The following is a 21,336-nucleotide window of genomic DNA, read 5'->3' on the forward strand; positions in this document are numbered from 1 at the left end:
GTTGAGATCAAAAGGATGCTGTAGTGATCGATCAAATTGTGGCGCTGAACGCATTGCGTAAAGAACTCCCAGATGCAATTGGCTGGACGACCTTAGGCCCTTATCTGTTTCATGCACCTGCAGAGATGGTTGATGGCGAAAATCGCTATGTTTGCACTCACATCGCTATTTACAACGAATCCAATACGACGCTGACAAATGTCAAAGTTCTGTATCGCGGAAACTTTGAGTTCACGCCCAGAGTTGCCTACTCTCGCCACGAAGCCGCGGTCAAATGGCAACACAATTCGGAGGACAAGGAACTCATACTCACGGATATCCCTCCCAACGAAACGGTTGAAATATCGATCTACAATCCGTTGGAGTTCGAGGTCGCGCAGGTTTTGGTACATGGTAAAAAAATCACCGATTTCATGACTCGCAGAGCTCTGGCCAAAGCCTATCCAATGCCGCTGCGATGGCGGATTGCTTTGCCGCTGATGATCACTTTCGCGCTTTGCCTGCTGTCATACGTCAGTTGGCAGACGTACAACATCGTCAAAAGCAACAGCGATTACGAACTTCTTTCCACCGTGCCAAAGGGTTTTCCCAGCTGCCATCCGTATGTATTTGATAACCCTCCAGACGGCTCAGGTGAAAAAAAGCTCGAACGCTTCTTGAAGCAGCAGAGCCCATGGCTGCATTTCATTTTGGCGATGAACAACGTCACTGACACAGATGAACTACGCCTCAAAGATCGGGTAGTGCTCTGCAAAGCGGTCGATAAACCACAAGACTAAGCCTCTTGCTGGAATTCTTGTGCAGGGAAGTGAAGCGATCTGTCAGCTAGGGGTCCCATTGCACCTTAATCCGGCCTCAACCTAGCAGATTGCCTTCTTTCAAGATGGCGGAAAAAAATATCAACAGTGGCACCGAAAAAATTTATCCGACAGCATCCTTTGAAACAGCAGAAACCCGCTTCATCCTACCTTTTCGCAGCCAACGTCGCCGAAGTTGACGCTATCGTAGTTACTAGCGACTTGGCGCACAAAAGCATCGAACGTGCAGGTATTTTTAACACTTCACAATTCCTCGGGAACATCCGACTGTCATCTGAGTCGGTTACAAAGAGTGATGCTCGTAACGCGCGTCAGAAGAGTGCAAAAACGCGACATTTTTTGTTGATCTCAAGCCCCTCACGCCCTAAAGTTCGCGCCGAACGTCCATGCTGGAAACGATCCATCCGGCTCAAGTACTGACGACGAGACAGCAAGGCCAAGGGAAAGCTGCACTTCCCATGGCCTTTTTGCTTTCGGCGACATGCCTTGGGAAGTAGGCGAACCAAAGTGGGGATACGGAGGACGTTCATTTGCACCCATTGATTACTAATGTTTGCCACTAGGAGTCCCAAGTATGTCGATCAATGTCGAAGACTATTTCGCGCGCGATACTTTCAACAAAATGAAGGCCTTCGCCGACAAACAGGAAACCCCGTTCGTGGTGATCGACACCGCGATGATCAGCCAGGCCTATGACGACCTGCGCGCCGGTTTCGAATTCGCCAAGGTCTACTACGCCGTCAAGGCCAACCCGGCCGTCGAAATCATCGACCTGCTCAAAGAGAAAGGTTCGAACTTCGACATCGCCTCGATCTACGAGCTCGATAAAGTGATGAACCAGGGCGTCGGCCCGGATCGCATCAGCTACGGCAACACCATCAAGAAATCCAAGGACATTCGCTACTTCTACGAGAAGGGCGTGCGTCTGTATGCCACCGACTCCGAAGCCGACCTGCGCAACATCGCCAAGGCAGCACCAGGTTCGAAAGTCTACGTGCGCATCCTCACCGAAGGCTCGACCACGGCTGACTGGCCTTTGTCGCGCAAATTCGGCTGCCAGACCGACATGGCCATGGACCTGCTGATCCTCGCTCGCGACCTGGGCCTGGTGCCGTACGGCATCTCGTTCCACGTCGGCTCGCAACAGCGCGACATCAGCGTCTGGGACGCGGCGATCGCCAAGGTCAAAGTGATCTTCGAACGCCTGAAAGAAGAAGACGGCATCCACCTGAAGCTGATCAACATGGGCGGTGGCTTCCCGGCCAACTACATCACCCGCACCAACAGCCTGGAAACCTACGCTGAAGAAATCATCCGTTTCCTCAAGGAAGACTTCGGTGACGACCTGCCGGAAATCATCCTCGAGCCGGGCCGTTCATTGATCGCCAACGCCGGCATCCTGGTCAGCGAAGTGGTGCTGGTGGCACGTAAATCCCGCACCGCCGTCGAGCGTTGGGTGTACACGGATGTGGGCAAGTTCTCCGGCCTGATCGAAACCATGGACGAAGCCATCAAGTTCCCGATCTGGACCGAGAAGAAAGGCGAGATGGAAGAAGTGGTCATCGCCGGCCCAACCTGCGACAGCGCCGACATCATGTACGAAAACTACAAGTACGGCCTGCCGCTGAACCTGGCCATTGGTGATCGTTTGTACTGGTTGTCGACCGGTGCCTACACCACCAGTTACAGCGCTGTTGAATTCAATGGCTTCCCGCCGCTGAAATCGTTTTACGTTTAAGCGCTACGCGTAGAAATGAAAAAGCCCATGACGAGTCATGGGCTTTTTTGTGCCTGCGCTACAGAGGCGCCAGCTGTCGTTCAAGCTCGTCAATGCGTCGGTTATACGCCGGTGCCAACTCGCGAAACTTTGGGTTCACGGCGCTCATCAATGCCTTGCTCGCCACTCGCAGGAAATTCAGATTGCCGCCGGCTAATGCCTTGTGCAACCAGGTCATTGCCTCTTCGACGCCCCCCTCCTCGGCCAGTACCGCGGCATAACTGAACTGCCCGCGAAAATCCCCGCCGACCGCCGAACGGCGATACCAGTCACGCGCCAATGCCGCGTCTGCCGGGCACACTTGTCCTTGCTCCAGATAACGCCCCAGCAGGTTCATCGATTTCGCGTGACCCAATTCAGCCGCTCGGCGATAGAAGCTGAACGCCTGTGCCTGGTCTTCGATCACACCTCGCCCGGTGGCCAGCAAATTGGCGTAGTTGTACATCGCCCAATCCAGCCCGCCCTGTGCCGCGACCTGGTAATGCCGAGCGGCAATCGAGGCATCCGCCACGCAGCCCCAACCGTGCTCATGACAACGACCCAGCATGTTGCGCGCCATCAAGTGCCCACCTTGAGCCGCAATCGCGAACCAGCGCGTGGCCAGCGGCTGGTCCTGTGCGATGCCATTGCCGTCCAGCAGGATTTGCCCGAGCAGTGCCTGAGCATCGAGTACGCCTTCTCGGGCGGCGATCAAAATGGCTTGAGCCGCTCGCGCCGGACTTTCCTCGAGCATGGATTTGAGTCGGTCACCGTCGAGGACTTCCTCACGGCGCAGTTGATAACTCATACCTCGACCCAACGGCGCAGCAGGTTGTGATAAGTGCCGGTGAGTCGAATCAGCGACGGGTGATCCGGCATGTCCAGCGTCAATTGCTGGATCGCCCCATCCATCTCGAACAGCAAGGCGCGCTGACTGTCTTCACGCACCAGGCTTTGGGTCCAGAAAAACGACGCGTAACGCGTGCCGCGGGTGACGGCGTTGACCTTGTGCAAGCTGGTGCCGGGATACAAAACCATGTCGCCGGCAGGCAGCTTGACGCGCTGAGTGCCGAAGGTGTCCTGGATTTCCAGTTCACCGCCGTCGTAGTCCTCGGGTTCACTGAAGAACAGCGTCGCCGACAGATCGGTGCGCACCCGCTCGATGCTGCCCTTGGGCTGGCGCACGGCGTTATCAATATGAAAATCGAAACTGCCGCCGGCGGTGTAGCAGTTCACCAACGGCGGGAAGACCTTGTGCGGTAAAGCGGCTGACATGAACTGCGGATTTTTCCACAGCCGCTCGAGCATCGCCGCACCGACCTCCTTGGCCAGCGGATGACCTTCAGGCAGTTGCAGGTTGTGCTTGGCTTTAGCCGACTGATAGCCGGCAGTGATTTTGCCATCCGCCCAATCGGCCTGCTCCAGAGCCTCGCGGATACGCTGCACTTCTTCTTTCGAGAACAAGCCTGGAATGTGCAGCAGCATGGCAGGGACACCTGAAACCAAAGGGGCGCTAATGGTATTGATTCTTATTGTCCGTGTAAAACCCTCACGACGAACGAAACAGCAAAAAGCGTAAGGTTAAATTGTAAAGAATGTAAATTCCTCGCGAATAGTAACGTTTCGCAATTGATACAAATACGCGTCTACCCTATATTCCGCCGCCTCAAATCCTTGGGGAGGGGAATTCAAATGTCGCGTCAACAAACACAAGTACCGGTCAGTTCACCACGTTTGCTCGCATCGGCCATTGGCATGGCGATTACCGCCGGCTCGGCGGGGCACATGGTTTTCGCGGCGGAAAAGGCTGACGAAAAAGCACCGAGTAATGTGATTTCGCTGGGCGCTACCGCCATCACTGGCGAGGCTCAGGACGAGACTTCCTACAACGTCGAAAAAGCGTCCTCGCCCAAGTACACCGCACCACTGGTGGACACACCGCGTTCGATTACCGTCATCCCGCAACAAGTCCTGAAGGACACCGGCGCGATGAACATGCAAGACGCACTGCGCACCGTTCCGGGCATCACCTTTGGTGCCGGTGAAGGTGGCAACCCACAGGGTGACCGTCCGTTCATTCGCGGCTTCGATGCCCAGGGCGACACTTACCTGGACGGCGTGCGCGACACCGGTTCGCAGAGCCGCGAGATCTTCGCCGTTGAATCGATTGAAGTCAGCAAAGGCCCGAACTCGGCCATTGGCGGCCGTGGCGCCGCTGGCGGCAGCATCAACCTGGTGAGCAAGAAAGCGCACCTGGGAGATTCGCTCGACGGTGGCTTTACCTGGGGCTCCGACCAGACCCAGCGCTACACCTTCGACGGCAACTACCAGTTCTCCGACACCGCCGCCGGCCGTCTGAACCTGCTGACCCACGAAAGCAACGTCGCCGGCCGCCAGAGCATCGATTACGATCGTTGGGGTATCGCACCGTCCCTGGCTTTCGGCCTGGGCACCGAGACCCGAATCAACCTCGACTACTACCACCTCGAAAGCAACGACACGCCAGACTCGGGCATTCCGTACTCCATCCCGGTCGCTGGCTCGGCTGCGCGTACCAAGGCCAATCCTGACAAGCCTAATGACGGTGGCAACAGCAGCAACTGGTATGGCCTGAACGACCGCGATTTCCGCAAGACCCGTACCGACACCGCGACCTTCTCCATCGAGCACGATCTGAACGATGCGCTGACCGTCAAGAACACCCTGCGCCACGGCACCAGCATGCAGGATTACATCCTGACCCAGCCGGACGACAGCAAGGGCAACGTCAACAATGGCAGCCTCTGGCGGCGGGCGAATACCCGTGTCAGCAACACCGAGACCACCACTAACCAGACCGATCTGTTTGGTGACGTGTACATCGCCGGGTTCAAGAACAGCTTCGCCACGGGTGTCGAGTTCACTCACGAGGAAAACGAAAAATCCTCGTACAACGTCAACACCGATACCACCCCGCGCACCGCAGCGGTGACCACTAACTGCTCTCCGGCCTTGATCGGCGCGCCAAGCGGTTTCAACTGCACCTCGCTGTCCAACCCGAACCAGAACGATCCATGGAACGGTGCAATCTCGCGTAACTACGCCGGTACCGACACCAAGGCCAACACGTACGCGCTGTATGTGTTCGACACCCTGGAATTGTCTGAGCAGTGGCTGGTGAACATGGGTCTGCGTTATGACCATTTCGACACCGACTACAAGACTTTCAACAGTTCCAGCGTGACCACGTCCAAGGGCGATGACACCAGCGAATTCGTCACCGGTCAGTTCGGCGTGGTGTACAAACCTGCTGAAAACGGCAGCATCTATGCGTCCTACGCGACGTCCGCCACGCCACCGGGCAACACCCTGGGCGAAGGTTCGGAAGGCAACCCATTGGGTGGCACACCTGATCGCAACGGCAACCTGCTGAAAAGCGATATGGAACCGGAAACCACCAAGAACTACGAAATCGGCACCAAGTGGGACCTGATGAACGATCGTCTGTCCTTGACCGCCGATATCTTCCGCACCGAGAAAGAAAACGCTCGTGTGCAAACCAACACCACGACATACGAAAACGTCGGCAAGACTCGCGTTCAAGGTGTCGAACTGTCGGCCACCGGCAAGCTCACCGATAAATGGCAGGTCTTCGCCGGTTACGCCTACATGGACAGTGAGCAAGTCGATGGTGGCCCACTGGGTGCGGCCAACGACGGTAACGAGCTGCCTAACACGCCGAAAAACAGCGCCAGCCTGTGGACGACTTATCAAGTCACGCCGAAGCTGACCATCGGTGGCGGTGCGTTCTACGTCGACGATGTGTTTGGCAGCGCTGCCAACACCACCATGGTTGATTCCTACGTTCGTTACGACGCAATGGCGGCCTACAAGCTGAGCAAAAACGTCGACCTGCAACTGAACGTGCAGAACCTGACCGACGAAACGTACTACGACAAAGCGTTCTCGACTCACTTCGCCAACCAGGCGGCCGGTCGTACTGCCTTGCTGAGCACCAACTTCCACTTCTAATAAAAGTGTGAGGAAAAAAGCCCTGCTCATTCGTGAGTGGGGCTTTTGTGTGTAAAAAAGAATGCTTCTCGACAACCCACGGCATAATGCGCGCCGTGAAGATTATTTTTGAACGAACAAGGCGAGCGACGTGTTGAAGAAAACCCTGTTCCAGTTGCACTGGTTTTTCGGCATCAGTGCCGGACTGGTCCTGGCCCTGATGGGCATCACCGGGGCCATGGTGTCGTTTCAGGATGAAATCCTGAGCGTACTGAACCCTTCTGTGTTGCAGGTCCAGAAGCAGGTCGCTGGCGTCCTGCCGCCCGCTGAGCTGGTCGAGCGCATCGAAGCCGCATCCGGCAAAAAGGTCTCGATGCTCAACGTCGAAACCGACAGCGGCCGTGCCGCCAAAGTGTTCTTCACCCCGCCGCCGGGTGAACGCCGTGGCGAAATGCGTTACTTCGACCCGTACACCGCCGACTTCATGGGCGATGCCACCGGCCAGGACTTCTTCGGCTTCATGTTGCAACTGCACCGTTTCCTCGCCATGGGCGATACCGGGCGGCAGATTACCGGGGCCTGTACGCTGATCCTGGTGTTCTTCTGCCTGTCCGGTCTTTACCTGCGCTGGCCGCGCCAGTGGAAAAGCTGGCGTGCCTGGCTGACCCTGGACTGGAAGAAAAAGGGTCGTAGCTTCAACTGGGACTTGCACTCCGTGGCCGGCACCTGGTGCCTGGTGTTTTATCTCCTGGCAGCACTGACCGGGTTGTCCTGGTCGTATGAGTGGTACAACAAGGGCCTGACCCGATTGCTGTCCGACGCGCCACAAAACGAGCGCGTGCGCAATCGCGGCCCGGCCCCCAGTGGTCCGGCGCCGACTGCCGATTACTCGGCCATCTGGAGCAGCGTCTACAGCGCCGCCGGCCCGGCACTGAGCGCTTACAACATCCGAATGCCACCCGTGGCCGGCCAGCCGGCGACCGTGTATTACCTGCTGAAAACCTCACCCCACGACCGCGCCCAGAACCAGATCACCCTCGATCCGGCGACCGGCATCGTCAAACAGCACGACCGTTACAGCGACAAGAGCCTCAAGGCGCAACTGCTGACCAGCATTTACGCACTGCACGTTGGCAGCTACTTCGGCATTGTCGGGCGGATCATCCTGACGATTGCCTCGCTGACGATGCCGTTGTTTTTCGTCACGGGCTGGTTGCTGTACCTCGATCGTCGGCGCAAGAAAAAGCAGATCAAGGACGCGCGCAAAGGTCTCGATCATCCCGACAGCGATGCGCCGGCCTGGCTGATCGGTTTCGCCAGCCAGAGCGGTTTCGCCGAGCAATTGGCGTGGCAAACGGCCGGGCAGCTGCAAGCCGCCGGGTTGCCGGTTAAGGTGCGGCCACTGGCCAGTGTCAGTGAACAGGATTTGCTCGACTCCACTAATGCGTTGTTCGTGGTCAGCACGTTCGGCGACGGCGAAGCGCCGGACAGCGCGCGCGGCTTCGAACGCAAGATGCTGGGCCGGGCGTCGAGCCTGCAGAGCCTGAACTATGCGGTACTTGGACTCGGTGATCGCCAGTATCAACACTTCTGCGGTTTCGCCCGACGCTTGCACGCCTGGCTGGGCGAGCATGGCGGCAAGACCCTGTTCGCGCCGGTGGAAGTCGACAGCGGTGACCCGTACGCCTTGCGTCACTGGCAGCAACAACTGGGCCTGCTGACCGGGCAAGCACCGGTCGACACCTGGCAAGCGCCGAGCTACGACAACTGGACACTGACCCACCGCGAATTGATGAACCCGGACAGCAGCGGCTCGCCGGTGTACTTGCTGGGCCTTACCGCCCCGTCCACCAGCAGTTGGCTGGCGGGAGATTTGGTGGAGGTGTTGCCGCGTAACTGCCCGTGGGCGATCGAGCACTTCCTCGACGGCCTGGGCATCGACGGGCGCGCCGCGGTGGTGTTCGATGGTTTGTCACAACCTTTGGAGCAAGCGCTCGCCACGCGCCAGCTACCTGAAAACAGAGCCCATCTGGTCGGCCTGCACGCTCAGGCATTGGCTGATGCGCTGGTGCCGTTGGCCATGCGCGAATACTCCATCGCCTCGATTGCTGCTGATGGCTTGCTGGAGTTGATCGTGCGCCAGGAACAGCATCCCGACGGCAGCCTGGGCATTGGCTCCGGCTGGCTGACCGAACACGTGCCAGTGGGTGGCAACGTCAGCCTGCGGGTGCGACGCAACAGCGGGTTCCATCTGCCGGCCGAGCCGGTGCCGATGATTCTGCTGGGTAACGGCACCGGCCTTGCCGGGTTGCGCAGTTTGCTCAAGGCGCGCATTGCCGACGGCCAGCAACGCCATTGGCTGCTGTTTGGCGAGCGTCATCGGGAACACGATTACCTGTGCCGCAATGAACTGGAAGAGTGGCTGATCTCAGGCGACCTGGAGCGGCTCGACCTGGCGTTCTCGCGGGATCAGGCCGAGAAGATCTATGTGCAGGATCGCCTGCGGGAGTCGGCGGATGAGCTGAAGAAATGGCTCGCCGACGGAGCCGTGATTTACATCTGCGGCAGCTTGCAGGGGATGGCATCAGGGGTCGATCACGTACTCAACGAAGTGCTCGGGATTGCAGAGGTCGATCGCCTGATCGAACAAGGCCGCTACCGCCGCGACGTTTACTGACACACCCCACTCCGTGTAGGAGCTGAGCTTGCTCGCGATGACGGTTTAACAGTCAACAATGAGGGTGACTGACAGGCCGCCATCGCGAGCAAGCTCAGCTCCTACAGGGGGGGCAGGTGTACAAACATTAGACCGGCGTCACCTTCTGCTCAAACACACTCACCCCATCCAGATCCCGCAACACCACACTCATCTCCCCCGTCTGCCCATCAATATTCACCTCGCCAAAAAACTGAAAACCGGCAAACGGTGACGCGTTCTGCACGGGCGGTGCCTTTTCGAACACCACTTCAGGGCCAAAGGTTTTATCCAGTTGATCAGGGCCGAAACTCCCCGCATTCAAAGGCCCGGCGACGAACTCCCAAAACGGTTCAAAATCCTGAAACGCGGCACGATCCGGGTGGTAGTGATGCGCCGCACAGTAGTGCACGTCCGCCGTCAAAAATACGAAGTTACGCACCTGCTGTGCTCGCAGGAAACCCAGCAACTCAGCGATTTCCAGCTCACGCCCCTGAGCCGGCCCCGGGTCACCATTGGCCACCGCTTCCCAGCGCGTCACACCGGGGCTGATCTCGCCGTCGGGCGCGCCAAGGCCTATCGACATGTCGGCGGCTATGACTTTCCACTGGGCGGTCGAGCCTTTCAATTCGCGCTTGAGCCAGTCCAGTTGCTCGCGCCCGAGAAAGGGTTTTGCGGCGCCGAGGTTGTCATCATTGGCACCGCGATAACTGCGCATGTCGAGTACAAATATATCGAGCATCGGCCCATAGCCGAGCTTGCGATAAATCCGCCCACCATTGTCGGCGTCTTGCCAACGCATCGGTGCATATTCGAGCCAGGCCTGCCGCCCGTGGCTCACCAGGCTGTGGATATCTTTCTCCTGATAACGCGCGTCGAGTTGCTTGCCCGGCGACCAGTTGTTCACCACTTCGTGGTCGTCCCATTGCCAGATCTGCGGCACCTCGGCATTGAAGCGACGGATGTTTTCGTCCATCAGGTTGTAGCGGTAATTGCCCCGAAAATCGTCGAGATTTTGTGCGACCTTGCTCTTGGCTTCGCTGGTGATGTTGCGCCACACCCGACCGTTTTCGGTGGTCAGTTGCACAGGGATGGGGTTGTCGGCGTAGATCGTGTCGCCGCTGTGGATAAAGAAGTCCGGCAAGCGCAAACGCATGGCTTCATAAATGCGCATACCGCCGATGTCCGGGTTGATACCGAAGCCTTGGCCGGCGGTGTCGCCACTCCAGACAAAACGAATGTCGCGGCGGGTTTGCGGCACGCTGCGCAAATGGCCGAACCAGGGTTCGCTGGCGACACCGCTTTGAGCGTCCTCGAAGGTCACGCGATAGAGAATCGCCTGATCGGCGGGCAACCCGGTGAGCTCGACACGCGCGGTGAAATCGGTGCGGGCATCGGCCAGCGGCGAGACAAATCGGCGCGGGTTGCTGAACAGGCTGCGCGTGTCCCATTCCACGACCATACGGGCCGGGCGATCGCTGCGACTCCAGACCATCGCCCGGTCACCCAGCACATCACCGGACTGCACGCCGTCGCTGAGTTGCGGACGATCCTTGACCGAAGCGATCACCGCCGGTGCCAGGCTTGGTAACAACAGCCCGGCCCCCACCGCTTGGATGACACGACGACGACCGAGGTCGAATTCGCTCATGGTGTTCTCCCTGAAACGGAAAAACATAAATGACTGTGTCACGCTCCCCTGTAGGAGCTGAGCTTGCTCGCGATGTCGGTTTAACATTCAACGAAAATGCTGGCTGTTACACCGTCATCGCGAGCAAGCTCGGCGCCTACAGAAAAGGGTGTCAGGCGTTGGCGGGTTCCAGTGCCAACTCCACTGCTTCAGGCCGTTTGACCAGCGCATACGCCACCGCCGTCAACAAACTCCCGGCCACAATCGCCAGCAAGTAAAGCAGCGCATGGTTGATTGCATTCGGGATCGCCAGCACAAACAAACCACCATGCGGCGCCATCAGCTTGCAGCCGAAATACATCGACAACGCCCCGGTCAGCGCACCACCGGCAATGCTCGCCGGGATCACCCGCAACGGGTCTTTCGCGGCAAACGGAATCGCCCCTTCCGAGATGAAGCATAGCCCCAGCACCAGCGCCGCTTTACCGGCCTCGCGCTCGGTCTGGGCAAATTTGCGCCGGGCAATGAACGTGGCGATGCCCAGGCCAATCGGCGGCACCATGCCGGCGGCCATGGTCGCGGCCATCGGCGCATAACTTTGCGAGGCCAGCAGCCCCACCGAGAACGCGTAAGCCGCTTTGTTGATCGGCCCGCCCAAGTCGACGCACATCATGCCGCCCAGCAGTACACCGAGCAGAATCGCGTTGGTGGTGCCCATGCTGTCGAGGAAATGCGTCAGCCCTTCGAGCATCCCGGCCACGGGTTTGCCCACCACGTAAATCATCACCAGTCCGGTGAACAGGCTCGCCAGCAACGGGATGATCAGGATCGGTTTCAGCGCCTCAAGGCTCTGCGGCAAACGCGCATAACGATTGATCGCCTGCGCCGCATAACCGGCGATGAAACCGGCGATGATCCCGCCAATAAAACCGGCACCCAGGGTGCTCGCCAACAGACCACCGATCATTCCTGGCGCCAGGCCTGGCCGGTCGGCAATCGAGTAGGCGATGTAACCCGCCAGCAGCGGCACCATCAGTTTGAACGCGGTGTCGCCGCCGATCTGCATCAAGGCTGCCGCCAACGTGCCGGGCTCCTTGAACGCGGTGATGCCGAACACGAAGGACAGCGCGATCATCAAGCCGCCCGCCACCACCATCGGCAGCATGAACGACACGCCGGTCAGCAAGTGTTTATAGACGCCGGTTTTCTCTTGCTTGGCCGGGCCTTTGGAGCCGCTGGCGGCGCTTTCCTGCTGACCTTCGACCAACGCTTTGTTCAGCGTCGCTTCGGCTTGCTTGAGGGCAATGCCGGTGCCGCAACGGTAAATCTTCTTGCCGGCGAAACGCTCGGTGGCGACTTCAATATCACACGCCAACAGCACCACATCGGCCTCGGCAATCGCGGCGGCGCTCAATGGATTGCGCGCGCCGACCGAGCCCTGGGTTTCCACTTGCAGGTCATAGCCCAGACGCTTGGCCGCTTGCTGCAAGGCTTCGGCGGCCATGAACGTATGGGCGACCCCGGTGGGACACGCGGTGATCGCAACCAGTCGTGGCGCGTTTTTAGTGATAGCGACAGGCTCGACAACCGTTTCGGGGGCCACGTACACCTGAGCTTCTTCAGCGCCGCGCCGCAGCACCGCTTCAACATCTTGCAGGGCTTGCGCCGGGGTGCTCTGGAACACGCGTTTGCCGACAAATCGCGTCATATCCACAGGCGCGCTGGTCACCAGCAGGACCCACTCAGCGGCGTCGAGAGTGGCCGCCGACAATTGCCGCTCAGGATGCGTGGCATCCACCACTTCAACGCAGGTCATCCAGCCCTGACGCTGGGCCGCTGCATCGAGCAAACGGGCGCACAGCACACTGGTGACCATGCCGTTCGGGCAGGCCGTAACAATGGCTAACTTCATGACAAACCCTCTTATTGTTCTGTCAGGGGACGCACGCGTACACCCTGTTCGAGCTGCGCCAATTGCGCGGTATCGCCGATGCCGAAACCGATTTGAGTGACCGCCATCGCAGCAATCGCCGTGGCGGTGCGCAGGGTCTGCTCTGGCGTATCGGGCTTGAGCAAACCATGGAGCATGCCGGCCAACAACGAATCGCCCGCGCCCACGGTGCTGGCAACGCTGACCTTGGGGGGTGTGGCATGCAGCGCCGAGCCGACACTGAACCAGTTCACGCCCTCGGCACCGTGGGAAATCACCACGTGCTCGATGCCTTGCGCGTGCAAGCGGCTCGCGGCGTCGGCTTGTGCCGCGACCGACACAACCTCGCAGCCCAGCGCTTCCGCCAGCTCTTCGGTGTTGGGTTTGATCAGCCACGGACCGGCCTTGAGCGCCGCGCGCAATGCCTCGCCGCTGGTGTCGAGGGCGACGTTCAAGCCGAGTTCTTTCAAACGCACGATCAGTGCCTGCAACCACTGCGCGCTGACGCCCAGCGGCAAACTCCCTGCAACGACGACGGCGTCATGACCGGGTGCAATCTGCTCCAGGCGATCCAGCAGCGCTTGCTGCGCGGCGTCACTCACCCTCGGCCCCGGACCGTTGACGTCGGTGATGCGCCCGTCGCTTTCCGCCAGCTTGATGTTGCTGCGAATCTCGCCGGGAACGCGGATAAACGCGTCGACAAAACCGCGTTTGGCAAACAGCGTTTCGAACGCCTGCAGATTGTCTTCCCCGAGAAACCCGCTGACGGTCAACTGATGCCCAAGGTCGGCCAGCACCTGCGCCACGTTTATGCCTTTGCCAGCGGCGTGGGTGTGCATGGCGTCGCTGCGGTTGACCTGGCCGGGTTCAAGGCGCGGCAACTGGACGGTCAGGTCCAGCGCCGGGTTGAGGGTCAGGGTAAAAATCCGGGCCATTACAGAGCCTCCACTAATGCGCGCACTTCATTGGCGCTGCCCACGGCCAGGGCCTGTCGGGCGAGAATTTGCGTCTGGGCGAGGCTGAGTTCGCGAATCCGCGCCTTGACCTCGGCAATGCTGCGACCCGACACACTGAGTTCGTCCACACCCAGGCCGACCAATACCGGCACCGCCAGCGGGTCCGCCGCCAACTCGCCGCACACCCCGACCCATTTGCCATGGGCATGCGCCGCGCGCACGGTGATGTCGATCAATTGCAGCACCGCCGGGTGCAAGCCGTCGGCCTGAGCGGACAAGGTCGGATGACCACGGTCGATGGCCAGTGTGTACTGGGTCAGGTCGTTGGTGCCGACGCTGAAGAAGTCGACTTCCCTGGCCAACACCGGCGCCAGCAAGGCGGCCGACGGCACCTCGATCATGATCCCTAGTTGCAAGTCGGCGACCGGGATTTCCAGACGCAAGCGTTCGGTCATGTCCCGTGCCTGACGCCATTCATCGACGCTGCCCACCATCGGAAACATGATCCGCAGCGGACGGTTATCGGCGGCCCGTAGCAAGGCGCGCAACTGCGCCTCCATGATCTTCGGGCGTTGCAGGGTCAGGCGAATGCCGCGCACGCCAAGGAACGGGTTTTCTTCTTTGGTGATGGGCCAATACGGCAGCGGTTTGTCGCCACCGACATCGAGGGTGCGCACCACCAGCGGCCGACCGGCCAGGCCGTCGAGCACGCGACGGTATTCAACTTCCTGGGTGGCCTCGTCCGGCGCCTGCGGGTGGGCCATGAAAATCAGTTCGGTGCGCAACAGGCCAATGCCTTCGGCACCCTGCTCCACCGCGCTGGTGACTCCGGCGCTCTCGCCGATATTGGCGAATACTTCGACCGCATGCCCGTCGATGGTCAGCGCCGGTTGATGACGTTGTTCAGCGGCCACTTTCAGGCGCTGTTCGCGGGTGTCGCGTTCTTCGGTGGCGCGTTGCAAGGTCAACGCATCAGCGTCTACGTGCAGGCGACCGCGCTGGCCATCGATCAGCAACGGCGTGCCCGGCGCCAGCAGCAACACCGCCGCACCGGCACCGACCAGCGCCGGAATACCCAAGGCTCGGGCCACGATGGCGCTGTGCGCCGTGGCGCCACCGCGCGCCGTGAGAATGCCGGCGACACGCGCCGGATCGAGACGTGCGACGTCGGACGGACCGACTTCGTCCATCACCAGAATGTAAGGTTGGTCAGGCTCTTTCGGCGTTTCAACGCCGCTCAGTTGCGCCAACACGCGCCGACCGATGTCACGCAAGTCCGCCGCGCGCTCGGCGAGCAAGGCGTCCTGCAACGACTCCTGTTGCCGGGCCGCCGCTTCGATCACCGCCATCCACGCCGCTTCAGCGCTTTCACCTTGCTTGAGGCGGGTGTCGACTTCATCGCTCAGTTCCGGGTCGTCGAGCATTTCCTGGTGAGTAATGAAAATTTCGCGGATGGCCTTGGACGTGCTGCGTTCAATCAAGCCTTCGATGTCTTGGCGCACCTGCGCCAGTGCCTGTTTGAGGCGCTCGCGTTCAGTTGCGGCGGACTCACCGCGCAGCGGGTAATCGATGGTTTGCAGCACTTGAATATGGGCCGGGCCAATGGCAATTCCGGGCGCCGCGGCGATGGCTTGTATCAGGCTGCCGGACGCCGGGGCGAGCAGTACTTCGGCCATCTCTGCGATTTCTTCGCGCTGTTGGCTCACGGCTGGCAAAGGCTCGATTTCTTCGCCGAGGCCTTCTTCGATGGCGGCCAACAAGGCCGGCAAGGCATCGGCGGCGATGCTCGGTTCGGCAATGAATTCCAGCACCTGACCCCGATGGGCGCCGAGGCTGAGCAGTTTGCTCAAGCTTTTTACCGACACCGCGCTGTCTTGGCCGTCGACGATGCGTACGCGAATTTCACCTTCAAAACTTTTCGCCAGTTGCGCGAGGATCTTCGCCGGGCGCGCATGCAAACCATGGGCGTTGGCCAGGGCGATGCGCGCGCTCGGCCAATCCGCCGGCAGTTCGCCGCCGAGGACTTCGAGCACTTTGCGACTGCTGGTGGCGCGGCCCAGTTCGTGGCCGCGACCCTCAATCAGCAACGCACACAGACGTTCGAGCAAGGCCTGATGGGCTTCACCGAGGCTGGCCAGGCAGAACAGCCCGCTGAGCGGCTGGCCGAGGTAGCGTATCGGTTTGTCCGGGGTGACGAAGGCCAGGCCCGGACGCTTGACCGTTTGTTCGCTGTGCAACCACCACAAGCCGTCGCCCAGCGGCAACGCTTCGACCTGTTGCAACACGGCGGAGAAGCCGTTGCTCACGCAATCGGCCTGGCGCAACAAGCGCGCACCGCGCCAGACCAGTTCTTCGAAGTCATCGGCGGATACACCAAGACCGATCATCTGTGCATCCAGCGCCAATTCCTGCGGCGCGCCTTGCAGCAGTTTCAACAAGGCCTCGGCGGAACTCGCACGGCGCAAGGCCTGGCCCAGATCGGTTTCGCCGAGGGCGCGGGTCAACAGTTGCAACAAACGCAAATGCTCATCGGACTTGGCCGCGATACCGATCGCCAGGTAAACAATCTGGCCGTCCCCCCAATCCACGCCCTCGGGGAACTGCATCAGCCGCACGCCGGTGGAAAACACCAGGTCGCGGGTTTGCGGTGTACCGTGGGGGATGGCAATACCTTGTCCGAGAAAGGTCGAGCCCTGAGCTTCACGCGCCTGCAAACCGGCCAGATACCCCTCGGCAACCAGGCCATCGGCGACCAGATGCTCGGCCAATAGCTGTAACGCAGCGGACTTATCCACAGCCGACTGGCCCATGGAAATCTGCTCTAGGGTGAGCTCGAGCATGCTTTCTCCTTTTTGGCGTCTGATGGCGCCAGGTATTGTTTTGAATGAATCAGCTTAGGCGCTTAGCCTTCACTTTTGGCGGTATCACGGCAGAACCGGCCAAAGGTGTTTATAACGCTGAAAATACGCCTGCTGAAACGTTTAATCTAGAATACTTGGCACGTTACTCGATAATGTCCCATCCTTGAAGCCCAACTTGTCGGATGTGGTTGGACAATAGTCGTCTGCCTGATTCGGGTAGGATTGGCGAAAATGTCGGGGCAAGCTCGAAAAAACAAGGAAATCCCGAGTTGAAACTCAGTGATATCGCACAGTTGGCCGGTGTGTCCGTAACCACCGCCAGTTATGTCATCAATGGCAAGGCTGAACAGCAACGCATCAGCAGTGCTACCGTCGAACGCGTGCGCGCGGTCGTCGAACAACATGGCTTTACGCCCAATCCTCAAGCGGCCGGTCTGCGCAGTCGGCACACCCGCACCCTGGGTTTTATTCTGCCGGACCTGGAAAACCCCAGTTACGCACGAATCGCCAAATTGCTGGAACAAGGCGCCCGGGCACGCGGCTATCAATTACTGATCGCCAGTTCCGACGATGCGCCAGACAGCGAACGACAATTGCTGCAACTGTTCCGCGCCCGGCGCTGCGATGCACTGATCGTTGCCAGTTGCCTGCCGGCCGGTGACGACAGCTACCGCCAGTTGCAGGCCAAAGGCATCCCGATCATCGCCATCGACCGGGTCATGGAGCCTGAGCATTTCTGTTCGGTGATCAGTGATGACCGCGAGGCCAGCCTGCAATTGACCCGCAGTCTACTGGACCCGCAGCCCAAGCAGATCGCCTTGATCGGCGCGCGCCCCGAGTTGAGTATCAGCCAGGAGCGCTCGGCCGGCTTCAAAGAGGCACTCGAGGGGTTCAAAGGCCAAGTATTGATCGAGCATGGCGAGTCGTTCAGCCGCGAATGCGGCAAGCAGTTGATGGAAGAAATGTTGCAGCGCCTGGGGCATCTGCCTGATGCGCTGGTCACCACTTCCTACGTGCTGCTCCAGGGTGTGTTCGACGCCTTGCACGACTTCCCGTTGAAAACCCGTCCGTTGCGCCTCGGTACGTTTGGCGACACGCAGTTGCTGGACTTCCTGCCGCTGCCAGTCAACGCCATGGCACAACAACATCAACTGATTGCCGATAAAGCCCTGGCACTGGCACTGGCCGCCATCGAGCAGTCCGATTACCAACCTGGCGTGCAAGCCATCGCACGGACCTTCAAGCAGCGCATTCACCGGGACTGAACCGTGGAGCTGATCGACAGCCACACTCATCTGGATTTTTCCGATTTCGACGAGGATCGTCAGGCGCTGCTTGCCGAAAGCCGGGCCTTGGGCGTGCGACGGATGGTCGTGCTGGGGGTGTATCAGGCCAATTGGCAGCGGGTCTGGGACCTTGTGCAAAGCGATCCCGACCTGCATGCAGCATTCGGTTTGCACCCGGTGTACCTGGAAGATCACCGGCCTGAAGATCTGCGTGAACTGGCTGACTGGCTGACGCGTCTGGCTGGCCATCGACAGGTGTGCGCCGTGGGCGAGATCGGTCTGGATTACTTCATCGAAACCCTGGATCGCGAGCGCCAGCAGGCGCTGTTCGAGGCGCAACTGCAACTGGCGGCGGACTTCCATCTTCCGGCACTGATCCACGTTCGACGCAGCCATGCGGCGGTGATTGCCACGCTTAAGCGCTTTCGGTTGAAACGTGCCGGGATCATCCATGCCTTTGCGGGCAGCAAGGAAGAAGCTCGCGAATACATCAAGCTCGGGTTCAAACTGGGTCTGGGGGGCGCCGCGACCTGGCCGCAGGCGCTGCGCATGCACCGTGTGCTCGCCGAGTTGCCACTTGACTGCGTGGTGCTGGAAACCGACTCACCGGACATGGCCCCGGTCATGTTTCCCGGTCAACGCAACAGCCCGGCGCACCTGCCCGCAATCTGTGGCGCATTGGCGCAAATCATGGCAATCAGCCCCGAGCAGTTGGCCGCCGTCAGCACGGCCAATGCCTGCGAGCTGTTCAACTGGTAATCAATCGGCGTGGGCTTTGGCGGCTTCCAGAATCAGCGTGATGTGTTGCCGGCGCCGAGCAAATTGAATGACCAGAAAGTAAGCCAGAATCGCGATCAGTGAAAAATTCAGCTGTTCGACCACGCTGAGCATCCCGATCCATTCCATAACCAATGCCACCAGAATCGCCGAACACACCGTCACCCGCGTGCTTGCCCGCAGCATGGAAAGTGAGTCCAGCGACTTGAAGCGCTTGATCTGTTTCGGATCACGCAACTGCAAGGCTTTATGGCAGTGAGTACAGGTAAACGATTCGTTGATAGCAATAGCGTTGAGTTGCCAGGCCTCGAGCACACGCGTGCTCCCGCAATGGGCGCAATGCCCCTGGACTCCAATTGTTGCGGCCGACATAACCGGGCCTCCTCAGGGCAGGTCAGAGTGATTGATCTTCCTCCATTGAAGACGAAAAATCTGAACACGCAGGAAATCAGGACCTTACCTACTCACAAAGGTAAAAGTTACTACAGATTATGCGCAAAAACTGTGGGAGCGAGCGTGCTCGCTCCCACAACTTTTACTCAAACCCTGAACGCGCTGATCAGGTGTTTGAGCTCCACCACCTGAGCGGACAATGCGCGGCTGGCATCTTCGGTCTGGTGCGCACCTTCGGCGGTCCGTTCCCCGGCCCGGTTGATCTCGACGATGTTCTGATCAATGTCGTGGGCGACGGCAGTCTGCTGCTCGACAGCGGCGGCGATCTGCTGGTTCTGGTCAACGATCATGCCGACAGCACCGAGGATGTTTTCCAGCGCCTGCTGGACCTTCTCCGACTGCCCGACCGTGCCATCGGCCACCTGATGGCTGATGCCCATGGCTTTCACCGCCGCGCCGACGCCGCTGTGAAGCTTGCTGATCATCTGCTCGATTTCTTCGGTCGATTGCTGGGTGCGCTTGGCCAGCGTGCGGACCTCATCGGCCACCACCGCAAAACCACGCCCCTGTTCCCCGGCCCGAGCGGCTTCGATGGCGGCGTTAAGGGCCAACAGATTGGTCTGCTCGGCGATGCTTTTGATCACTTCCAGTACGCGGCTGATGGACTGGCTGTCGCTGGCCAGTTGATTGATCACCAGCACCGACTGATCGATCTCGCTGGCCAATTGCGCGATGCTGCCCTGCTGGGACGCCACCAGCCCGCGACCGCTGATGGTCTCGTCGTTGACACTGTGGGCACTGCTGACTGCAGCGGCGGCACTGCGCGCCACCTCAAGGGAGGTCGCCGACATTTGGTTCATGGCAGTGGCGACCTGTTCGATCTGACTACGTTGCCCGGCCACCGCCTGGTTGCTCTGGGTAGAAACGCTTTGCACCTGCCCGGCCTGGCGCTCGACCTCGTTGACGGTCTGCCCGACGCGTTCGATCAGGTCATGGATTTTCTTCACGGTGCCGTTGAACACCTCGCCCAACTCACCGAGTTCATCACGACTTTCGGCGCGGAAGGTCACCGTCATGTCGCCTGCAGCGACCGTGTCCATCATGGCGCCAAGTCGTTTGAGGGTGGTGCGGGTGGACGCGTAAAAGCCGCCGTAAAGGTAAAAAATCAATACAAACACCACTGACAACGCCACGGCCTGCAAGACCATGTGAGTGCGGTTCTGCTCCAGTCGCTGCTGCAACTGGGAACCCAGGAACTTCAGCGTGGCTTCGTTGAGTTGGTAGGTCTGGTCCATCAGGGCAGTGACTTGATCGTAAAAACCCTGCCAGGGTGCATCGAGGGTGTCTGCCATCACCACTTTTTCTTCGAACAGCTCACTGGCTTTTTTCAGGGAGGCTTTGCTGCTATCGGCTTGAGCGGCCAGGGTTTCATGCGCCGCTTTGCTGGAGCCCAGTGCATCCTGCAATTTCAGGCTGTATTCGCCCTGGAGTTTTTCGATCTGCGCCAACAACTCATCGAACCGAGTGCTGGATGCCGAGTTGAGAAAGCCCTGCCCCAGGGAATAGGAACCCATCGCCCGGCCATCGCCCAACAGTTGGGTCACAGGCGGGGTGACGTTGGTGATCAGTTCGCTCAGTTGACGCATGTCGCTTTGGCTGTCACGGCTGAGGCCAGCCTGAGTGGCGATGATCTGGCTGAAAATCTGCGCGTTGCCCAGCAGCTTGCCGATCATTCCACTTTTGCTTTGCAGGGAGGTTTCCGATTGCTGGGCCTTGAACGCAGCGATCATTTCATCGCGCTTGCCGTCGAAAACGGTGATCTGCTCCGGATCTGTGGTCATCGCCGTCAGTCCTTGCAGGCGCGCCAGGATACTTTGCTCCAGCGTGCCGATCTTCGACTCGATATTGCCGGCCTTGCCAGACTGCCCGAGTGTGACGTTGATCTGCACCAGATTGTTCAGGGTTTCCAGGTCTCGCCGCAGCGTCAGGCCGCTGCCCAGCAGGTCGAGGCTCTGCAGTTCAACTTGTGTGCCCTGAAACTCACGATAGGAATCGCGCACCAGATAGAAGTTGGTGACTAGCATCGGCACCAAAAACAGCACACTGATCAGGCTGAACTTCATGCCGAAGCTCAGTCGATTCATCAGCGCGACGGCGGGATAGAGCAAGCTCTTCACTGGAAGTCTCCCTTTGCATTCTTATTTTTATTTGGCAGGCGCAGCTCAGCGGCAGATAGCCACTATT

At 59.5% G+C, this 21,336-nt stretch carries 14 protein-coding genes; 6 read left to right on the top strand and 8 right to left on the bottom strand.

The features are described from left to right. Positions 1–23 precede the first annotated feature (23 nt). Positions 24–779 carry a hypothetical protein gene (locus tag BMS17_RS10355; RefSeq protein WP_046031948.1) on the top strand — a complete coding sequence of 252 codons (756 nt, stop codon included), beginning with the start codon at positions 24–26 and terminating at the stop codon, positions 777–779. Between the two features lie 613 nt (positions 780–1,392). After that, positions 1,393–2,556 (top strand): type III PLP-dependent enzyme, encoded by a 1,164-nt coding sequence (locus tag BMS17_RS10360; RefSeq protein ID WP_027924486.1) that lies wholly within the window; start codon positions 1,393–1,395, stop codon positions 2,554–2,556. Positions 2,557–2,614: 58 nt separating this feature from the next. Here BMS17_RS10360 and BMS17_RS10365 read toward each other — a convergent pair whose 3' ends face one another. Beyond that, a complete protein-coding gene (locus tag BMS17_RS10365; protein WP_077430886.1) occupies positions 2,615–3,382 on the bottom strand; it encodes a tetratricopeptide repeat protein in 768 nt (255 codons plus the stop codon). After that, positions 3,379–4,059 (bottom strand): Fe2+-dependent dioxygenase, encoded by a 681-nt coding sequence (locus BMS17_RS10370; RefSeq protein ID WP_046031946.1) that lies wholly within the window; start codon positions 4,057–4,059, stop codon positions 3,379–3,381. The genes BMS17_RS10365 and BMS17_RS10370 overlap by 4 nt, the downstream gene beginning before the upstream one ends. A 207-nt stretch (positions 4,060–4,266) precedes the next feature. Between BMS17_RS10370 and BMS17_RS10375 the strand changes: the two genes are divergently transcribed. Then, on the top strand, positions 4,267–6,585 hold the full coding sequence (locus BMS17_RS10375) for a TonB-dependent siderophore receptor (RefSeq protein WP_077430887.1): 2,319 nt from the start codon (positions 4,267–4,269) through the stop codon (positions 6,583–6,585). Between the two features lie 130 nt (positions 6,586–6,715). Next, positions 6,716–9,241, top strand: a complete 2,526-nt coding sequence (locus BMS17_RS10380; RefSeq protein WP_077430888.1) for a sulfite reductase flavoprotein subunit alpha — start codon at positions 6,716–6,718, stop codon at positions 9,239–9,241. 127 nt (positions 9,242–9,368) lie between these two features. Here the strand turns inward: BMS17_RS10380 and BMS17_RS10385 are convergent, their stop codons facing one another. The 4 genes from BMS17_RS10385 to ptsP all read right to left on the bottom strand — a co-directional run bounded on the left by BMS17_RS10385 (position 9,369) and on the right by ptsP (position 16,615). Further along, on the bottom strand, positions 9,369–10,910 hold the full coding sequence (locus BMS17_RS10385) for an alkaline phosphatase (RefSeq protein ID WP_077430889.1): 1,542 nt from the start codon (positions 10,908–10,910) through the stop codon (positions 9,369–9,371). 151 nt (positions 10,911–11,061) lie between these two features. Beyond that, positions 11,062–12,801, bottom strand: coding sequence for a PTS fructose-like transporter subunit IIB (locus BMS17_RS10390; protein ID WP_077430890.1), 1,740 nt, complete (start codon positions 12,799–12,801; stop codon positions 11,062–11,064). An 11-nt stretch (positions 12,802–12,812) separates the two neighbouring features. Next, positions 12,813–13,754, bottom strand: a complete 942-nt coding sequence (pfkB, locus tag BMS17_RS10395; protein WP_077430891.1) for a 1-phosphofructokinase — start codon at positions 13,752–13,754, stop codon at positions 12,813–12,815. Then, complete coding sequence (gene ptsP / locus BMS17_RS10400) at positions 13,754–16,615, bottom strand: phosphoenolpyruvate--protein phosphotransferase (protein WP_077430892.1); 2,862 nt, start codon at positions 16,613–16,615, stop codon at positions 13,754–13,756. The genes pfkB and ptsP overlap by 1 nt, the downstream gene beginning before the upstream one ends. Before the next feature lie 290 nt (positions 16,616–16,905). On the opposite strand from ptsP, the gene cra reads away from it, so the two are divergent. Both cra and BMS17_RS10410 read left to right on the top strand, forming a co-directional pair. Then, positions 16,906–17,901, top strand: coding sequence for a catabolite repressor/activator (cra, locus tag BMS17_RS10405; RefSeq protein WP_046031939.1), 996 nt, complete (start codon positions 16,906–16,908; stop codon positions 17,899–17,901). Between the two features lie 3 nt (positions 17,902–17,904). Next, a complete protein-coding gene (locus BMS17_RS10410) occupies positions 17,905–18,681 on the top strand; it encodes a TatD family hydrolase (RefSeq protein ID WP_046031938.1) in 777 nt (258 codons plus the stop codon). On the opposite strand, the gene BMS17_RS10415 is transcribed toward BMS17_RS10410, so the two are convergent. Beyond that, a complete protein-coding gene (locus tag BMS17_RS10415) occupies positions 18,682–19,071 on the bottom strand; it encodes a hypothetical protein (protein ID WP_046031937.1) in 390 nt (129 codons plus the stop codon). 167 nt (positions 19,072–19,238) lie between these two features. Continuing rightward, a complete protein-coding gene (locus tag BMS17_RS10420) occupies positions 19,239–21,269 on the bottom strand; it encodes a methyl-accepting chemotaxis protein (protein ID WP_046031936.1) in 2,031 nt (676 codons plus the stop codon). Between the last annotated feature and the right edge of the window lie 67 nt (positions 21,270–21,336).

This window comes from Pseudomonas sp. C9 (assembly GCF_002000165.1).
Classification (GTDB): Bacteria; Pseudomonadota; Gammaproteobacteria; order Pseudomonadales; family Pseudomonadaceae; genus Aquipseudomonas.